Annotated in this window: 16 protein-coding genes and 1 pseudogene; all 17 read right to left on the reverse strand. The window is 37.0% G+C overall.

Features of this window, described 5'->3' with window-relative positions; translation table 11 throughout:
* Nucleotides 1-79 precede the first annotated feature (79 nt).
* Complete coding sequence (locus tag BGP78_RS15130; protein ID WP_119862150.1) at nucleotides 80-1,522, reverse strand: phosphomannomutase; 1,443 nt, start codon at nucleotides 1,520-1,522, stop codon at nucleotides 80-82.
* A 3-nt stretch (nucleotides 1,523-1,525) separates the two neighbouring features.
* Nucleotides 1,526-2,935: a mannose-1-phosphate guanylyltransferase/mannose-6-phosphate isomerase gene (locus BGP78_RS15135; RefSeq protein WP_119862151.1), complete on the reverse strand. Its 1,410-nt coding sequence runs from the start codon at nucleotides 2,933-2,935 to the stop codon at nucleotides 1,526-1,528.
* Nucleotides 2,936-2,940: 5 nt separating this feature from the next.
* A complete protein-coding gene (locus BGP78_RS15140) occupies nucleotides 2,941-3,414 on the reverse strand; it encodes a GDP-mannose mannosyl hydrolase (RefSeq protein WP_119862152.1) in 474 nt (157 codons plus the stop codon).
* A 13-nt stretch (nucleotides 3,415-3,427) separates the two neighbouring features.
* On the reverse strand, nucleotides 3,428-4,393 hold the full coding sequence (locus BGP78_RS15145; RefSeq protein WP_119862153.1) for a GDP-L-fucose synthase: 966 nt from the start codon (nucleotides 4,391-4,393) through the stop codon (nucleotides 3,428-3,430).
* A gap of 11 nt (nucleotides 4,394-4,404) precedes the next feature.
* Entirely contained in the window at nucleotides 4,405-5,157 is a 753-nt protein-coding gene (locus tag BGP78_RS15150; protein WP_220475521.1) for a glycosyltransferase family 2 protein, read from the reverse strand.
* 53 nt (nucleotides 5,158-5,210) lie between these two features.
* The gene (gmd, locus tag BGP78_RS15155) at nucleotides 5,211-6,326 is read right to left on the reverse strand and encodes a GDP-mannose 4,6-dehydratase (RefSeq protein ID WP_119862154.1); all 1,116 of its coding nucleotides are present in this window, start codon (nucleotides 6,324-6,326) and stop codon (nucleotides 5,211-5,213) included.
* On the reverse strand, nucleotides 6,323-6,874 hold the full coding sequence (locus BGP78_RS15160; RefSeq protein WP_119862155.1) for a WcaF family extracellular polysaccharide biosynthesis acetyltransferase: 552 nt from the start codon (nucleotides 6,872-6,874) through the stop codon (nucleotides 6,323-6,325). Before BGP78_RS15160 ends, gmd begins: the two co-directional genes overlap by 4 nt.
* On the reverse strand, nucleotides 6,875-7,783 hold the full coding sequence (locus BGP78_RS15165; protein ID WP_119862156.1) for a glycosyltransferase family 2 protein: 909 nt from the start codon (nucleotides 7,781-7,783) through the stop codon (nucleotides 6,875-6,877).
* Nucleotides 7,776-8,948: a glycosyltransferase gene (locus BGP78_RS15170; RefSeq protein WP_119862157.1), complete on the reverse strand. Its 1,173-nt coding sequence runs from the start codon at nucleotides 8,946-8,948 to the stop codon at nucleotides 7,776-7,778. The genes BGP78_RS15165 and BGP78_RS15170 overlap by 8 nt, the downstream gene beginning before the upstream one ends.
* 20 nt (nucleotides 8,949-8,968) lie before the next feature.
* Entirely contained in the window at nucleotides 8,969-9,748 is a 780-nt protein-coding gene (locus tag BGP78_RS15175) for a hypothetical protein (RefSeq protein ID WP_147386082.1), read from the reverse strand.
* A 304-nt stretch (nucleotides 9,749-10,052) separates the two neighbouring features.
* Nucleotides 10,053-11,120 carry a hypothetical protein gene (locus BGP78_RS15180; RefSeq protein ID WP_119862159.1) on the reverse strand — a complete coding sequence of 356 codons (1,068 nt, stop codon included), beginning with the start codon at nucleotides 11,118-11,120 and terminating at the stop codon, nucleotides 10,053-10,055.
* Nucleotides 11,102-12,178: a glycosyltransferase family 4 protein gene (locus tag BGP78_RS15185; protein ID WP_119862160.1), complete on the reverse strand. Its 1,077-nt coding sequence runs from the start codon at nucleotides 12,176-12,178 to the stop codon at nucleotides 11,102-11,104. The genes BGP78_RS15180 and BGP78_RS15185 overlap by 19 nt, the downstream gene beginning before the upstream one ends.
* Complete coding sequence (locus BGP78_RS15190) at nucleotides 12,171-13,412, reverse strand: hypothetical protein (protein ID WP_119862161.1); 1,242 nt, start codon at nucleotides 13,410-13,412, stop codon at nucleotides 12,171-12,173. Before BGP78_RS15190 ends, BGP78_RS15185 begins: the two co-directional genes overlap by 8 nt.
* Entirely contained in the window at nucleotides 13,412-15,661 is a 2,250-nt protein-coding gene (locus BGP78_RS15195; RefSeq protein ID WP_119862162.1) for a polysaccharide biosynthesis tyrosine autokinase, read from the reverse strand. The genes BGP78_RS15190 and BGP78_RS15195 overlap by 1 nt, the downstream gene beginning before the upstream one ends.
* 16 nt (nucleotides 15,662-15,677) lie before the next feature.
* Nucleotides 15,678-16,112: a low molecular weight protein-tyrosine-phosphatase gene (locus BGP78_RS15200; protein ID WP_119862163.1), complete on the reverse strand. Its 435-nt coding sequence runs from the start codon at nucleotides 16,110-16,112 to the stop codon at nucleotides 15,678-15,680.
* Between the two features lie 9 nt (nucleotides 16,113-16,121).
* Complete coding sequence (locus BGP78_RS15205; protein ID WP_119862164.1) at nucleotides 16,122-17,246, reverse strand: polysaccharide export protein; 1,125 nt, start codon at nucleotides 17,244-17,246, stop codon at nucleotides 16,122-16,124.
* Between the two features lie 642 nt (nucleotides 17,247-17,888).
* A pseudogene (locus tag BGP78_RS22945) lies at nucleotides 17,889-18,036 on the reverse strand (IS5/IS1182 family transposase); the annotation flags it as partial.

Genomic DNA, 18,036 nt, shown 5'->3' on the forward strand with positions numbered 1-18,036 from the left:
ATCCTTATTAAAAATATGAGCGAGATTTATTAAGAGACCATTTTAGTTCATTATTCGCGAAATGAGAATAACGCCATACTCAAAAGTTAGAATCTATTAGTTCTGCGTTTAAATTGCTCTCAAAATTTGTCGTAAAAGATTTAAGGTAGCGCTGTATAATTGAATACTCTCCAGCTTCAATATAGCACCTCAACTCAGGTGCATTACCCGAAGGCCGTATATGAACGATTGCTCCATTACTTAAATGTAGTCTAACGCCATCAGTATCATCACCATGAATTACATCTAAGCTAGAAATATCTAAAAGACTGCATATTCTTTGGGGTTCAGTCTTGAGTAAAGTAACAAGTTTTAAGCTTTTTTCTTGCGGAAAGTTCTTAAGCCTATCACTAGCAGTAAAGCGTTGTGGCAAAGATATTTGTAAGCTTGCTATGCTGTCACCCATTGTTGCTAAAACAAGCGCTGGTAGCAAAGCATCTCTTGTAGGAAGCGCTTTAAGTGCTTTACCATTAAACTCAAAGTCACTCGCTAATAAATAGCCGCCATTTGCTTCAAAACCCGCTACTCGCTTATAAGTTTTGTTTAACTTTGCAAAGGCTTCTATCACATAGGGTGAGCCAATCTTTGTTCTGGTCACTGTTTTAAAGCTACCTGACAATTCAATCGCTGTGTTACAGCTAACGGGTGTTGCAAGCGCTTCAATTGAGAGTGCTTGACTACAAAGTAGACCTAGAATATCACCTCTTAGCCACTCGCCGTCTTCGCCTGCAACTAATGGTCTATCGCCATCACCGTCAGTTGAGAAAAGCATATCTAAGTGATATTCACTTACCCATTTTTTAGCTCTTTGCTTATCTTCATCCGATACAGCCTCGGTATCGATTGGGATAAATTCATCACTGCGCCCTAAGCAAATGACTTCTGCACCCAATTGCTCAAATAGTGCTTTGTAAATATCTCTACCTGCACTAGAGTGCTCATAAATACCCACTCGCTTACCTCCTAACGCCTCTTCGCTAAACAGGTTTGTATATCGAGCGGTATACGCATTTTTCGCTTTATCGCTAGTTGGTAAACTGATATCGACTAAGCTCAAGTCAGTAAAATCAAAATCAGTAGATAAAATAGCTTGCTCATCTTGCTTGGTGATTTCACCATCAGGACGATAGAACTTTAAACCATTTCTATCAAATGGAATATGGCTACCTGTAACCATAATACAAGGCATATTGTCTTGCATCGCTGTATAAGCAAGTGCTGGAGTGGGTACCACACCATAATAAACAACATCTATATTGAGTTGCTTCAAACCAGCAGCGCAGGCTTTGGCAATATCAAAGCTGCTCGGACGGTTATCAATTGCGATGGCCATTGTATTAAATGCGAATTCACTTTTAATACTCTGAGAGAATGCAATTGAAAAGGCTGCACACACTTGCGGTGTAAAATCGACAACGAGACCTCGGGCACCGCTGGTACCAAATGCAATGCCACTTGTTTGAATGACTGATTTTGTATTCATGACTTAACCTTTTACCCTGCCATAACGATCTTCAAAGCGCACAATATCATCTTCACCTAAGTACGAACCTGACTGCACTTCAATAAGCTCTAAATCTACTTTACCTGGGTTTTCTAATGCATGAACTGCTGTAATTGGAATGTATACTGATTCATTCTCTGTGACGAACTGCTCTGTATCATCAATTAGAACTTTGGCAGTACCTGATACAACAATCCAGTGTTCAGCTCTGTGGTGGTGCATTTGCACAGATAGTTTTGCACCTGGTTTAACCGTGATACGTTTTACCTGAAAGCGCTCACCGTTGTCTACTGAGTCGTATTTACCCCAAGGACGATATACCTCGCGGTGGAATGTAACCTCTGAGCGTTCTTCCGCTTTTAATTGACTAACGATTTTTTTTACTTTTTGAGATTCGTCTTTGTGCGCAACGAGTACAGCATCTTTTGTATTAACAATGACTAAGTCTTCAACGCCCACCGTTGTCACTAACTTATCTTCACAAAATACTAGGGTGTTTTTTGTGTCTACACATTTAACGTCGCCAATAAGAGCATTGCCATTTTCATCTTGCTCAGACACTTCCCACAATGCTGCAAAGCCACCTACATCATTCCAGTTTGCATCCATCGGTACCACAACAGCATCCTGTGTGTGTTCCATCACCGCATAATCAACAGATTCATCTGGGCATGCTTCAAATGCTTCTTTATCTACACGTACAAAGTCCATGTCATTATTTTGTACTTGTACTGCTTTTTCACACGCTTCATAAATATCTGGGCGAAATGCTTTTAGCTCTTCAAGGTAGCGACTCGCTTTGAATAAGAACATACCGCTATTCCAGTAATAGTCACCACTGGCAATATATTTTTTTGCCGTTTCAAGGTTTGGCTTTTCGACAAAACTTTCAACAACAAAACCGTGCTCAACCTCAGCACCACGCTTAATATAACCATAACCCGTCTCTGGCGTATTGCCAACAATACCAAAGGTCACTAATTTACCTTGCTCTGCTAATAATGTTGCTTTATTGACACTTTCTTGGAAAGCAGCTTGGTTTTGAATAACATGGTCAGCAGCTAAAACAAGTAATAATGAATCTTGATTGCTTTCAACTGCTTTGAAGGCTGCTAACGCAATAGCAGGCGCGGTGTTACGACCCACAGGCTCTAAGAAGATACCACTGTGTGCAGCTCCTATTTGACGAACTTGCTCTGCGGCAATAAAGCGGTGCTCTTCATTACAAATTAACATCGCTGGCGTATGCTCTAGACCATTTAATCTTAAAATAGTCTCTTGCAACATGGTGTTTTCACCATGCAGCTTTAAAAATTGTTTTGGGTAGTTGCCGCGTGACAGTGGCCATAAACGTGTGCCTGAGCCCCCAGCCATGATGATTGGAAGTATCATATTCTTTATCCCTGTGTTTTCTGTAATGCTTTAAAGTACCATTTTGTGTGCTTATGGACTTTTTTATCTTTTAATAGGCTGACTATATCGAACCATTGATATTTACCATGTTGAATATCATGTGGTAAGTCGTTTAGCGGTTTGCTCAGCCTCAGGATATAAGCAATTGCAACATAGTGTGTGCTAAAGCCATCACCAAAAACGTTGTCATCATAAAAATGGTCATAAAGCCCTAAAAGAGTCGCTTCTGGGAGTGAAAATGCCTCACCAAGCTCTTCTTGAGTTAACCTTTCAAATGCCTCTTCAAGCGATTCATTTTTTAAAATCCGTCCGCCAGGCACAAACCAGTTCCCTTGTGCTGGTTTATTTAACCGCTCACCCAAAAGCGCTTGGTTATTTTCATCTAATACAATCAAATCGATTGAAACAAGTGGCGCGCTTTCTATTACTGTAGAAAACGTATTTTTGTCTAGAAACATCCTATGTTCTCTATTATTTTCTAAAGTTATCTTGATTTGCTAAAAACCACTCATAAGTTTCTTTTAGGCCCGCTTCTAAAGAAGTGCTATATTCCCACCCTAATGATTTAAGGCGAGACACGTCCATCAATTTACGCGGTGTACCGTCAGGCTTAGTCGCATCAAATTCTATGGCACCTTCAAAACCAACCACTTTTGCAATTGTTTCAACAAGCTCTCTGATTGTACAATCAACACCTGTGCCTACATTGATATGACTTAACATCTCTTGTGTGTTTGCACTGTATGTTTCTGAATCTAAGTTCATTACATGGATTGATGCTGCAGCCATGTCGTCTACATGCAAAAACTCTCGCATCGGCTTACCTGTCCCCCACGCAACAACTTTGCTATCACCTACTAATTTCGCTTCATGAAAGCGACGTATAAGTGCTGGAATAACATGAGAGTTTTCTGGATGGAAGTTATCATTTTCTCCATACAGATTAGTTGGCATGACTGAGCGATAATTACGACCATATTGACGATTATAAGACTCACACAGTTTGATACCTGCAATTTTAGCTATCGCATAAGGCTCATTAGTAGACTCTAAAGCACCACTTAAAAGTGCCGTTTCTGTCATCGGTTGCTCGGCAAATTTAGGGTAGATACAACTTGACCCTAAAAATAACAAATCATTAACACCAGATAAGTGCGCGCTATGGATGATGTTATTTTGAATCATTAAATTCTCATAAATGAATTCTGCTGGGTAAGTTTTATTCGCTACAATCCCACCTACTTTTGCCGCAGCAAGATATACTTGGTCTATTTGATTTTCTTCAAAAAACGTACGAACCGCCTGCTGGTCCAGCAAGTTTAACTTAGCTCTGCTTTTTGTAATCACCTTAATATCATCAGATTGCTTTAACTTTCTAACAATGGCACTGCCAACCATACCATTATGGCCTGCGACAAAAACTATTTTTTTACTCATGCATAACTTCTCTACTTATGAAAATACTGAGGAATCTTGTTTAAGTTCTTGAAAAACAATGCCTTAACCCAAAACACACCATTACTTACTAGCGCTTTTTTATCTTCTTTAGTTTTTTGGATTATATTTTTCAAGCTTCGATTACTAGCTCCGCCCACTCTCATTTTAACTAAGACTTCGGGAAAATACGTTATTGTAATTCTCTTTTTCCATAAATATCTAAGCATAGAGTCATAATCAGCTGCAATTTTGTACGAAAGGTCAAACCCACCAAACTCGGCATAAAGAGCTCTTTTCATGTAAAAAGTCGGATGAGGAGGCATCCAACCTAGATGGAGTTTAGACAAACTAAAGTCTCCGCTAATCCATTTGCGTATCACTTTCTCAGTATTATTTTTATCTACATAATTTAAATCACAATATATAGCATCGGCATCAGAATTTTGGTATTTGTCCACCATATTTTCAACAGACTTGTTAGATGCGAATACATCATCAGAATGCATAAAACCAATAATATCTCCGGTTGCAGCAGATATACCTTTATTTAATGCATCATAAATACCACTGTCAGGCTCACTAACCACAAGGCTCACTCTAGAACCATTTTTTTTGATTATATTAAGTGTATCGTCGCTAGATGCCCCATCGATAATTATGTGCTCAATATTATGATAACTTTGCTCCTTAACTGATTGTAAGGCATCAGAAATAGTTTTGGCACTGTTATAGGTCGCGGTTATTATGGATACTTTAATTGTCATTTCTTTCCAAAAAAAAAGAGGCCATTAATAATATGTAGCCTTTAATAAGAGACTTACTCTACTGAAACACTCACATCATAGCCATAGGACTTCAATAACGCATGCTGCTTCGCTTTAGCTAAATCATGTTGAACCATTTCAGCACACATTTCTTCGACTGTAATCTCTGGCTCCCAGCCCAACTTATCTTTTGCTTTCGTTGGGTCGCCTAGCAATGTTTCAACTTCTGCTGGACGGAAGTAGCACGGATCTACACGCACAATCACATCACCTACTGATAGTGCCAGTGCGTTATCACCTTCAATCGCAACCACTGTCGCTATTTCATCAACGCCTTCACCGCTGAACTCAAGCGTAACGCCCAGCTCTTTTGCTGATAAAGACACAAACTGTCTTACTGAAATTTGCTTACCTGTCGCGATCACAAAATCTTCCGGTGTATCTTGTTGAAGCATCATCCACTGCATGCGAACATAATCTTTTGCATGACCCCAATCACGTAGCGCATCCATATTACCTAGATATAAACACTTCTCTAGACCTTGTGAGATATTAGCAAGACCACGTGTGATTTTACGTGTTACAAACGTTTCACCACGACGAGGAGATTCGTGGTTGAATAAAATACCGTTACACGCGTAAATACCATAAGACTCACGGTAATTTACCACAATCCAGTACGCATACATTTTCGCTACAGCGTACGGCGAGCGAGGGTGGAAAGGCGTAGTTTCCTTTTGCGGAATCTCTTGTACCTCACCATAAAGCTCAGACGTAGAAGCTTGATAGAACTTAGTCTTTTTCTCTAACCCAAGAAAACGGATTGCTTCTAATAGACGTAGAGTGCCTATTGCATCTACATCAGCTGTATATTCAGGCGCTTCAAACGAAACAGCTACATGGCTTTGAGCACCTAAGTTGTAAACCTCATCAGGTTGTACTTCTTTAAGAATGCGAGTTAAGTTTGACGTATCTGTTAGGTCGCCATAATGAAGGAAAAAGTTAGGGTTTTCTTCATGCCTATCTTGATAGATATGATCTATACGCTCTGTATTAAAGCTTGATGCTCGACGCTTAATCCCATGAACTTCATAACCTTTTTCTAAAAGAAACTCTGCTAAATATGAGCCATCCTGACCCGTTACACCTGTTATTAAGGCTACCTTCATTGCGTTTTTTTCCTGTATATTCGACTTTTTTTAAAAATTGCAGGGTTACCTTGATAAATACCACTACATTTTAAATCTTGAGTTGCAACAGAGCCAACTGAAAGAATAGCCCCTTCGCCTATTGTGACGCCGGGGCAAACAGTAGCCTGAGCACCCACCCAAGAGCAATTCTCCAAAACTACTGGTTTAATAATTAAATCAAATAGATTAGACTTGTAATCATGATTACCTGTAAGTAAGTAAGCCCCTTGAGAGACACAGCAATTTTCACCAACACTTATTGTTGTGAGGTTATCAATCCAAACATTTTCCCCAATCCAAGAATTACAGCCAACTTCAAAAAACCATGGGTATTTTATTTTGACTCCAGGCTTTATTACGACTGAATTTCCTACTTTAGAGCCAAACATTTTCAGTATACTGATTTTTATGAAGGAAGGCCAAGGAAGCTTACTTTCAAAGAAAATACAACTAAAGACCATCCAAGATAATATTTTTATTTTTGAGCCTGGTTTGTACCAGTTATTAGTATACTTATTTAGTTGCATTTACTTCTCAAAATTAATACCGTATTTGTCACGCAATATCTTAATAATTTGTCCACTTTCATTACCTGATAACCTTTTTATATCATATATCTTTGCGTCAACTAAAAATCTGTACCAAAAGCCTTGGAGAAAATGCCAAATCAATCCTTTTTTACCATCTAAAAACCCCAACTTAAATACAAAACGCCAGATAAAGTAAATGAAAGGCCTAACAAAAAGAGGAAGCTTAGCATAAATATGTTTTAGTTTTCTTTTCCTTTGCTCTTGTGTACCTCTAAGACTTGGACGTACGCCGTCTTGAGGACACAAACCATAAATAGTATTTAATAGATCAGCCGCTTCTTTAGTGGCGTAATTATTATGCTTCTCAGTCCACCAAGTAAGATTATTTAAATTATCATCTACTATGTCATATTCAAAATTTACAGTATTGCCTTGAGTCAGTTTTATATGCTCATCCATCCAACGCTGTTCCATTCTCCCATGTTCAAAACGCCAGATTCTTAGTAACCAAGTAGGATAATAACCTCCGTACTTAATCCATTTACCCATAAAACAAACTTTCCGCTTTACATATACGCCAGAAACATTTTCATCTAAATTAGATAGTTGAGAATTTATTTCATCAGTTAACTGTTCAGTTGCAAACTCATCTGCATCCATTTTCATCACCCATGTAGTTTCTATTGGACAATTATCAAGTGCCCATTGGAACTGCTTGGCATGATTACCTGGCCAGGGATTATGAAAACATTTAGCTGCATGCCGTTTGCAAATATCAATTGTCAGGTCAGAAGAACCAGAATCAATTACAAAGATTCTTTGTGTAAAAGGCTTCAATGATAGAATGCATCTTTCAATATGCTTGCTTTCATTTAGTGTCAATATTATTACTGATATATTACTCATTATTTTGTACCAACCTAGAAAACACATCACAAAACTTCAATGCAATTTTGTCCCACCCAAAGTTACGAGCTAACCTCCTTGAATTTAAGGACAATAAATGATGATCTCTTTGATATAAATCGAGCATTCCAGCACATGTATCTTCAACGGAATTATCAATCCATAGTCCGCACTCAAAGTCAACTGCTGAAGACCAAGGAGTGTTTTTACTTGCCAAGATGGGAGTCCCTGAAGCAAGGCTTTCCAAGTAGACATTTCCAAAATTTTCATTATGTGAGGGTAACACAAATAGATCAGCCAGCTTTAAGAAATTACTTTTTCCTTCTTCCTTTAAGTGCCCAACAAAAAATACACTTGGTTGAAGGTTAAGTTCGCAAACCAGCCTCTTTAGATAGTTAAGCTCTCCTTCGTCTTGCCCAGCAATAAAAAGCTTTGAGTTAGTTTTCTTTTTATGAAACTTAGAAAAAGCATGTATAAGTATATCAAAACCCTTCTTTTTTTGTATACGACCCATAGAAACAACAACGTAACTTTCATCAGTAACTTCCGCATCAGAAATACTATTGAAAAATTCGGGTTTCTTTTTATCTGGTCTATAATCATAATCCCTAATGTTAATACCATTAGGGATGACAACGCAATTTGCAGACGGGAAACATTTTAAAACTTCACCTTCTTCTTGCTCAGAGGTTACATGAAAGATATTATTATTCATGTATGGTCGAATAAAAAAGCTAAGCCAGAGACGCTTAAACTTGCTGCCGTTTTCAAGACACCAGTCACCTAAAGAGCCTCGCGGTGACAAAAGGACTGGCTTTTTGTATATTTTCCCCAATATAAGAGAAATAGCTGTTGAAACACTAAATATTGATTGTATGTGCAGGATATCGCTATTCTTTATATCTTTATATACACCAAACAAAAGAGGTAAAGATAATTTACCTACAATCGTTTCATTATAATACTTAACCGATATTCCATTTACTTTAATAAAAGTATTAACTACGACATCTAATCTATTTGTCATATTTGCATTTGTAGTGACAACATTTAAGTCAACTGCTTCTATTTCAACCAGCTCTTTACTAGCATACAATGACGAGAAAATTGGACCGCCATATACAACAGCAGGATAGAAAGAAGGAATTATCAGACAAATTTTCATTATATAAACCAATTAAAAAGTTAAAATCTTTTTCTTAAAAACCTAACATATAAAACAAAAAACAAAGAAAACAACATTAAATAAAACAACGCAGCATTACTTGTTGAATAATAAAAGCTCGGCACCCCATCATTAAAAAATGGTATGAACTCACAAACAACTATAAAGTATAATACCCTTTCAAAAACATTTTGAGAGGCGAGCAATCTACAAATAATAACTACTACGATAGCGAATACCAACATCCCTAAAATACCAAAAAAGCCATAACTAACCAAAAAGTAACCAATATAACCTGGCGCAATACCGATGTTATTAGAGTTTCTATTAAATACATCTTCAGTTACTCTTGAATTAGTTGAAGAATAATTAAAATCATAAAAGGGACCAAAGTCATAAATATAATGAACAATATGAAACGTCTCCAAAAAAGTCACAAACCTAAAGAGTATATTATAAACAATCTTTTCAAAAGTTACTTCTGCATCACGAGTTTGGTATACGAAGAAAACAACAGAAAATAGAAAAACTATACATGCAATTATTATTGCTTTCTGTCTTTTCCCTTGACGATTAAAGATTGCCAACACAAACAAAACAAATGGAAATAGAGGCTGTTTAGTCAAAAAGACACCAGAAAGATAGCTCGATGTAAATAATCCGATAATAACAATGAGTAGCGTTTTAAACTCCTTTGGGTAAAGTGTATAAGCAGCTAGTGTTAACGCAGGAACAAATGTAGTGCCAAATTTAAACAACAACCCAATATATTGGACTTGCTGGCTACCGTTTAATATCATTGCATTATCTAAAGTTGGCGAATAATAAAAACAAAACAAACTTGATGTGGATACGAGTAATAGAATTAAATTTAGATAAACCTTCTCCTCAGCTGGCTTTGAGTTTTTTATGAACTCAAAGCCTTCGTATTTACTTGAAAAAAAATACAAGAAACCAAATGACAATAACAGAACAAAAATACTAAACAGTGACTCTAAAGAGGTTATGACTACTGACTTATTGTCATACGGCGAAATAAAATCGAAGAGACCAATATATAAAACCTGTAAAAAAGTTGCAGATAGCAATATCAAACTCAATATTCTAAACATTATTACTACCAAAAATACTAACAATTAAATTATCAAGCTGCTCTTTAAAGCTGGAGCAATGCAACTCAACGCTTTTAGAGTAGCTCGATTCAAGTTTACCTGAGTGCTCTTTGTATAGTTTACAAATATTATTTACTTCGTTTGCAATATCGTAAGTGGAATTTGATGCAATCACACCATTATCATAGAGGAGATTCGTACCTCGTATACTATCTATAGTACAAACCAACCTTACACCAAGCTGCCTAACTTGTATTGAGCGATTACATAGCCCAGAACCACCGACGTCTGTTAGTAAAACTAACATTGACTCCCTAATAATAAGCTCAATATTATCTATGAAACCTACAGCCTTAATATCAACTTTGGATTTACAGAATTTTTTTCCATTGAAGGCTAAAGCTATTTCATTCGAATACTTGCCTGAAACTATTACTTCGACACTATCTTCACTTGATGCTCTTAATTGGAATAAGCTTTCTAAGACTTTTATAGCGATCTTCACACCTGAACCATTAGGGTTATACAGGAAAACCTGATTTTTTTTAAAAACCTGACTTTGATTTATTCTAATATCAAATGAATCAAAATCAGGGGATGGTAAAAGCAAATTCAATTTATTAATGTCATAACCAGATGAGCTATACCAGGCACATTCTTCCTGTGAAGCGAGAATGAGCTTAAAATAACGCATTCTTCTCTCTATATAGTAGTTATAAATAACCCTGTGTAAATTCTTTCCTGTCTTAAGAAAATCTGAGATTGAAGTTTTAAGTGGAGAATCAGCAACATAAATATAAGTATTTTTAGGTATATAACCTAGATAACCACGAAAAAGATAAAGTGGCCCTAATAGGAAATACTCCGAATCCCTATTATTAAAAATCTTTTTTAGTTGCAATTTAGCTAACTTCCTATCTAGCGTATCAACATAATGCAAATTTACAGTGTAATTTAACGATAAAAACACTTTATAGATATTGATCAAATCCTTTTTATGACCAGGCCCAGCTCCAGACCCACTAAATAACGTTGGTAAGATTAAATTAAGTTTTGCCATAACATTTCACACATAGATAAATTATAATCTTGGATTCCATAAAACTTTTCATTTTCAATCTTTTCTTTAAAAGCAATTATAATCTCTGGATTTTTAATAATCTTTTCAATATAGCCTTCACATTCCTCTATATTATTAGCATCAAATAAAAAGCCATTATCACCATGTTTATAATGGGAACCTGATTGAAAACTTACAACTCCTGGCAAGCCTAAACTCATAGCTTCAAGAGTGACAAATGAAGAACCTTCACTGTATGAAGGAAATAACAAACAATCACATTCAGAAAAAAGCTTAAATAATTTTTTTTGCTCTAACTTGCCGTGATTGAATATATTGCCGAGCGGTGGCGGACTGCAAACTGCATCGCCAACTAAGTGAAACTCCGCAAGAGGAAACTTTTTTGCTAATGAAAATATAGTATCAACACCTTTAGTATACTCAAGACGTCCAGCAAAAATAAACTTAATCCTTGACTGATTGTTCTTTTTCTCAAATTGTTCTCCTAGCTCTATTTCGGGCCTTGGGTATAAACAAATGTGAGTGTTTGCTTTAGGACAAATGCTTTTCACATAATTTGAAACCGCAATAGAAGGGCATGCGATCACATCAGAACATTCGAATGTTCTAAGTTCACGTTCATATATGCTGGTGATATCGTACTGTTCATTTTGATAACGATTCCTAAGCTCGGCCAATTCTAAAGCGCAAGAAACTTGCTCATGAACTTTAAGCCTACAATTGACCCTATCTAATATTGGCATTCCATTTGCTATCGTATAGACGATACTATCCCTTTTAACTTTTTTAAGTATGCTTAAATGAAAATTATTTATTGCTCTATTGGTACCAAGATCGAGACTATCTCTAACTATATAGTTGCCAATTTTTTGGGTTGCAAATGGGAGCATATATCTATTTTTAATTATGTTCTCAGATTCAAAATTGAATTTCTTTACATGTGAATAATGCAAATTCACTTTGAACTCTTTAGCTAACGCCCTAACTCCAATAAAGTTATTTCGTCTTCCCCATTGAACCCAATTCAACTCATGCATTTATTACAGCCTTTCTTAAGTAATTCCTAGATGCAAAATATTTGAATGTTGCCTGAAGTGAAACCAACAAAATAAAAATATAGATGCCGAACAAATTAACAAGAACTACCTTTAAAGGAGTAAAAACTAAAAATGCATTTATATCAATTCTTGACTGGTATTTTGGTAATCCTAGCGCATAAAAAGCAGTGTATACAAAATCTCTTGGTAAAGAGAACAGTAAATTACCGGATAACAAAATCGAAATAATTATAATTTCATTTATATTTTCTGAGCTTATCTTTTTAATAGAAAAACCTAAGTAAGATATAAAAAAGAAGAAAGTCAGCAAAAAGCAGAAAAAGAAAAATAAGTAGACCATTGTCTTCTTTGATTCATGAAGAATATTAACGTATTGACTAATATTCACTCTACCTCTTAAACAGCCGGTAACTGACGGCACGATAGTTGCTGTGTGGCATTTATTTACAAACTGAGTAACAAAACTTAAGATCTGTTGTGTTATATAGTATAATGATAAAAAACCATCTGTAATAAAGCTTAGTAAAAATCTTTCAATTAATGGCTCAAACTTTGTTATAGATGAAGTAAATATCAAAGTTTTAGATTTTAGTATTATAGAGAAAATATATAAGAAATGACGCCGCCTTGGAAGACTGAATCGTACAAAGGTCAACAGTAGTAACACTAAGAGCCAGCCCTTAAATATATAAATAAGTATAATATCTTCCACACTAAGCATTTTTCGAAGGGACATAATGAAAAGCAATCCTATGGCATTAGATAGTAAGCTTGCACCTTCGATGAGCAAAAACTTTTCTTTGGCATACAAATACACAGAAAGAGAGGAAGACATAACTAAGGCTGGAATAGCAAGTAATAACAATAAATAAATTTCAGAATATTCTACACTAAAGAACAGCTTAAACAGCAAGTAAAGCATTATCATTATAAAGATGGAAAATAAGAACACCACAAACATATACGCGGTATGTAAAGCTTCAGCCCTTTTTTTACCCTTAACTATACAAGGTAATAACATTCCGTTAATTGGGAATATAAAAAGTGCAAGTACCAGCTGTGGAATTGACAGTGCCAGAAAATAGTTATCTAAATCACTACTGGCACCAATATATGCTAACAAAGAAAATGAAGTAGCAAACTGTATTAAACCACTTCCGCCTACTAATAATAAAAGTAAAATACGCATAAACTTAGTAATAGTTAACTTCACTATTTTGAAGACTTATATTCATAATTATAGTACCCATAATATCCATACGCATTGCTTGCCTTTTTAACCACCCCATTAAATACAACCCCTTTTACATCTATACCATTTTGCTCAAAGCGGTTACGTGTTATTTCAAGCTCTTTAACATGGTTCTGGCCAAATCGCGTTACTAGTAGCGTACTGCCTGCATGTGCACTGACAATAGCAGGATCTGTTACTGCTAAAATTGGGGGGGTATCTATAATGACTAAATCATATTTACTGCTTACTTCTTCAACCAACTTACTAAAGTTACTATGCATTAATAACTCTGAAGGGTTTGGTGGTATTTGTCCTCTGGTAATTACGTCTAAATTTGTAACTTGGCTAGATTTAGTGACCTCAGTCAAACTTAACCGACCTGATAAATAGTCACTCAAGCCGTTATCCCAATTCATACCAAACTGAGTTTGCAGGTAGCCTTTTCGCATATCAGCATCAATGATCAGCACTTTTTTATCACTTTGCGCTAGCACTGTTGCTAGATTTACTGAAATAAATGATTTACCCACACCAGGGCTTGGCCCTGAAATAGCAATGATATTATTTTTGGCTTCCATCATGGCAAAATGAAGACTGGTTCTAAGGCTTCGCAATGCTTCAATCGAGAGGTCCGCAGGGTTATCTACTGCAAGTATTGACTTGGCTTTTTGAGTTTTACCTTTACGTGCCCTTGCAAAACCGGTCAATTTAACTTGGTACTCTGAGTAAGGTACGCTGGCATATACTGCTAGGCCTAATGCTTCAATTTCACTTGGGTCTTCAATACCTTTATGCATAGCTTTTTGTACTAACACAATCGTAACGGCAAGCATACCGCCCAGTAAAGTTGCTAATACTACGATTAACGCTTTTTTAGGCTTAACCGGTTTTGAACGGTTAACTTCAGCGTAGTCTATGATACGTACATTACCCACGGTGCCTGCCCGTACTATGTCTAGCTCTTGGGTTTTAGCGAGTAATAATGTGTAGATTTCGTTATTTACTTCAACATCTCGTGTTAAACGCAGCAGCTCTTGCTGCGTCTCAGGCAAGACTTGTACTTCGCCGGCCAATTTGCGTTTCTGCTCTTTTACAACATCAATTTGCTCAATAACCCCTTGGTACGATGGGTGCTCTCTTTTAAATTTGCGACTAAGCTCTAAACGTCTTAAATCAAGCTCCTGGAGCTTTGTATCTAGTTTTACTATTTGCTCAAGTACCGCTTGTGTTTCTAATGAAATATTAACTGACTCGCGTTTTACTTGGTACTCGTTGAATAATTGTTCAGCTTCTTCAAGTTGCTTTTTGACTTCTGGTAATTGGACATTTAAAAACTCTAATGACTTTTGGGCTTCAGCACTATTACGCTCAACGTTTCTGCGTACGTAAGCACTGGCTACTTTATCCAGTACTTGTTCAGCGTAAGCTGAATCTGCATGTTGCAAACTTAAATTGATGATGCCTGAATCTTTACCTTTTTCACTTGCACCAATCGCAGCTTGTAAATCAAGCACCGTGTTTAACCTATCTCTTTTGGCAATAAAGAACTCGGTATTAGCTCTTGCGACTAACGTTTTGACGGTTAGGGTAAACATGCCATTAGTTAACTCACTACCTACTGCACCACTTAAAATTACATTGCCATTAGCATCAAGTAACTCAATTTGATTTTGCCCTTTAGAAACTAATGTAAATTGCTGACCAATAGCATTCGCAGGTACGTCAAAGCGAAATATATCTAATTGCTCACCACCCCAAGCATAACTGTCAGCTCCAAAACTTGGTGCAGCGAGTTCACCAGCTTTACTTGGTGAAAACGAGCGAAACATCTTCCCACCAATCAGTGGGAAGTGGTTATATTCAACAGCAATATCAAGCTTTAAAGCATCAACCGCTTCACCAATGATACTACGTGATTTAAGCAGTTCTATTTCAGTCACCGCGGCAGAGGTGCTTTCAAACATGCCTGCCATGTCATCAAAACCAGGGACTGAGCCGCCCTTTTCTTCTACTTGGATCATGGCAGTTGCTTGGTATATTGGCGTGCTTAAAAGTGCATAAGCAATACCGACCAGCATAAATAGCGCAGTAACTGAAATAATAAAGAGTTTTCTATCAAGCAAAGCGCCAAACAGCGCCATTAAATCTATTTCTTGCGAGTCTTGTTGAGCTGTTTCTCTAACTTGTTTTGTTTGTTGGTTTGCAACAAAATTAGGCTGAGCATTCATAAACGCACCTTTATCCCTATAAATACTTTTGCCAAGCGCCACAAGCGCTCTCAATTAACTCGTAAACATGCTCAAACGCTTCTCGCGATTGGCGATATGGATCGGGTACTTCTTTGTCATCAAGCCACTTGCCTAACAAAAAAGTTTTACCTCGTGCTTGCGGGTAACGATTACACAAGTCAGATAAATGCCGCTGTTCCATCACTAAAATCACACTGTTTTCGGCAACGAGGGATGAATTTAACTGCCGACCTTTATGGGCTGACATATCGATTTTTTGCTGCTGTGCCAGTTCCACGGCGGTTGCATCGGCACTTTTACCTTCAAGCGCAGTTAACCCTGCTGATGAGACTCGGATAGATTTACCTTGTAACTTGTCTTTTAAAATATACTCAGCGGTGGGACTACGGCATATGTTACCAGCGCAGACCACTAAAATACTATCAAACATATTGTGCCCTTACTGGTTTTCGATATCTTGTAATGCATCGACGGTAGAAAGTGATGGTAATAATAAGCTAATTACACGGTTCCAACGCGCAAGTGGTGCACTGGTTACATACACTATATCGCTTGACTGTAATTCAAACTGCTCAGCCATAACAAGTGCAGCAATGCTTTTAGCATCTAGCTGGTATACATCAGCAAGCACACCGTCACGCTCAAAGTCACGCTTGCGTAATACAAACACACCACTGGCGTTTGCTGTGGTTTCGTTTAAACCACCCGTTTCACTGAGCGCTTGTGCTAAATTCAAACCATAACGGGTAACTTGCACGGTACCTGCGCGTTTAACATCACCTAATACAAACACATTTTTTTTGTCATTACGTGATATATGAATAATATCGCCATGTTGTAATAAGCGATTTTGCGAGATATCGCCCGATGCATAAAACGCATTGAGCGCTATATTTTCAGTAACATCACCACGCGTGAAACTAACTTGTTGCCAGTCTGCGTTATCTGTTAAGCCACCAGCCTGACTTACCGCATCAATAAGTGTTAATGGCGTTTCTGTAATGGCATATACACCTGGTTTATTTACTTCACCAGTCACATACGTACGCTGGCTTTTAAAGCCCACTACTTTTACATCAACTTGCGGATCTTCTATTACGCGGCTTAAGCGTTTGACTAGTTCTGCACGTACTTGATTAACCGTTTGACCTGCGGCCTTAATACCCGGTGCATAGGCAAAGTTCAGGCTACCATCGGCTTGTACTCTAAAACCATCAAACTCGGCAGTTCTTTGCACTGCTGCAGGAATGGTTAACTCAGGGTGATCCCACACACCCACACTAAGCACATCGCCAATGCCTAGCTTATATTCATAACCTGTAACATCAACACCTTGAGAAGGTAATTTTTGAGTTGCTAAAGCACTCTGTTGTAAATTTTCTTTTTGTGTACGTATAAGGTGGGAGTCAATCATTTTAACATTGACGTGCTCTAATTCTTGCTGGGCATTATTATAATCTTGCCCACCGCTTAGCCCTTCAAAGTGGCTACCAGGAATAATATTACAACCAGAAAGTAAAATAAGAGCGAGTGATGAAAGAAATTTAATACAACATTTAGCCATTTTTATTCCATATAGCTTTTTAAAGACAGTTATCTACCGAATTAAAACACGAGCACCGAAAGACCGCAAGCAGAACTCGCACACATGTTAATTAAACATTAAAATAACTTTACTTACTCGCTAGTTTTTATTTAGTAAATTAAAACAATAAAATATGGAAGAAATATGGAATTTAAAGCAACCTTGCCTTAAATGGCGTAAAACTAAGCCAAGTATGTAGTACAAGGTTTAGAATATTGCAGCAATCCATAGCCTGCCAAAAAGAATACAATTTAATTGTCGCACATTATAGTTCGCTAAGTTGAGTTGTAAAGGGCTAGTGTGCATAAAATTAAAATAATGATATGCGATTGAATTAAAGCTGGGGGTGATTTTGAGTATTGTTTAGCGCTTTAAGTGTATTTAGATGATGCGTAGAGGTAATTGGTAGGCAAAACCTTAAGACATGCGATGCATAAAGCCTCGCCTACGGCGGCGCCGGGTGGTAATTGTGTTAATTTGCGCATTTTGCGGTAGGCGAGTATTTATTACTCGCTTATTTTGTCAGGTGGTTGATTGATTTTTGTAAATTCTATTATGGTGGTTTTGCTTTCAGGAAGGCCTTGTTGATCAAATAGCTAACTCCTAATCAACTTCTCAGTTTTAACTCTGTTGCTGATATTTGGGCATACCTAGCCCAGTCATTTTATTTATTGCCTTCACTTTAATCATCGTTTCTGTATGCTGACTATTGAATTGACGACTTTTTAGCTTATCACCCATTAATTGTTTAAAACGATACATCGCTGTC

Source organism: Pseudoalteromonas sp. MSK9-3, assembly GCF_003590335.1.
Lineage (GTDB): Bacteria > Pseudomonadota > Gammaproteobacteria > Enterobacterales > Alteromonadaceae > Pseudoalteromonas.

What these genes read in the sequence shown, in the direction of transcription:
- BGP78_RS15130 (WP_119862150.1), bottom strand. Translation starts at nt 1,522, where the DNA reads ATGAATACAAAATCAGTCATTCAAACAAGTGGCATTGCATTTGGTACC.
- BGP78_RS15135 (WP_119862151.1), bottom strand. Translation starts at nt 2,935, where the DNA reads ATGATACTTCCAATCATCATGGCTGGGGGCTCAGGCACACGTTTATGG.
- BGP78_RS15140 (WP_119862152.1), bottom strand. Translation starts at nt 3,414, where the DNA reads ATGTTTCTAGACAAAAATACGTTTTCTACAGTAATAGAAAGCGCGCCA.
- BGP78_RS15145 (WP_119862153.1), bottom strand. Translation starts at nt 4,393, where the DNA reads ATGAGTAAAAAAATAGTTTTTGTCGCAGGCCATAATGGTATGGTTGGC.
- BGP78_RS15150 (WP_220475521.1), bottom strand. Translation starts at nt 5,157, where the DNA reads ATGACAATTAAAGTATCCATAATAACCGCGACCTATAACAGTGCCAAA.
- gmd (WP_119862154.1), bottom strand. Translation starts at nt 6,326, where the DNA reads ATGAAGGTAGCCTTAATAACAGGTGTAACGGGTCAGGATGGCTCATAT.
- BGP78_RS15160 (WP_119862155.1), bottom strand. Translation starts at nt 6,874, where the DNA reads ATGCAACTAAATAAGTATACTAATAACTGGTACAAACCAGGCTCAAAA.
- BGP78_RS15165 (WP_119862156.1), bottom strand. Translation starts at nt 7,783, where the DNA reads ATGAGTAATATATCAGTAATAATATTGACACTAAATGAAAGCAAGCAT.
- BGP78_RS15170 (WP_119862157.1), bottom strand. Translation starts at nt 8,948, where the DNA reads ATGAAAATTTGTCTGATAATTCCTTCTTTCTATCCTGCTGTTGTATAT.
- BGP78_RS15175 (WP_147386082.1), bottom strand. Translation starts at nt 9,748, where the DNA reads ATGATATTAAACGGTAGCCAGCAAGTCCAATATATTGGGTTGTTGTTT.
- BGP78_RS15180 (WP_119862159.1), bottom strand. Translation starts at nt 11,120, where the DNA reads ATGGCAAAACTTAATTTAATCTTACCAACGTTATTTAGTGGGTCTGGA.
- BGP78_RS15185 (WP_119862160.1), bottom strand. Translation starts at nt 12,178, where the DNA reads ATGCATGAGTTGAATTGGGTTCAATGGGGAAGACGAAATAACTTTATT.
- BGP78_RS15195 (WP_119862162.1), bottom strand. Translation starts at nt 15,661, where the DNA reads ATGAATGCTCAGCCTAATTTTGTTGCAAACCAACAAACAAAACAAGTT.
- BGP78_RS15200 (WP_119862163.1), bottom strand. Translation starts at nt 16,112, where the DNA reads ATGTTTGATAGTATTTTAGTGGTCTGCGCTGGTAACATATGCCGTAGT.
- BGP78_RS15205 (WP_119862164.1), bottom strand. Translation starts at nt 17,246, where the DNA reads ATGGCTAAATGTTGTATTAAATTTCTTTCATCACTCGCTCTTATTTTA.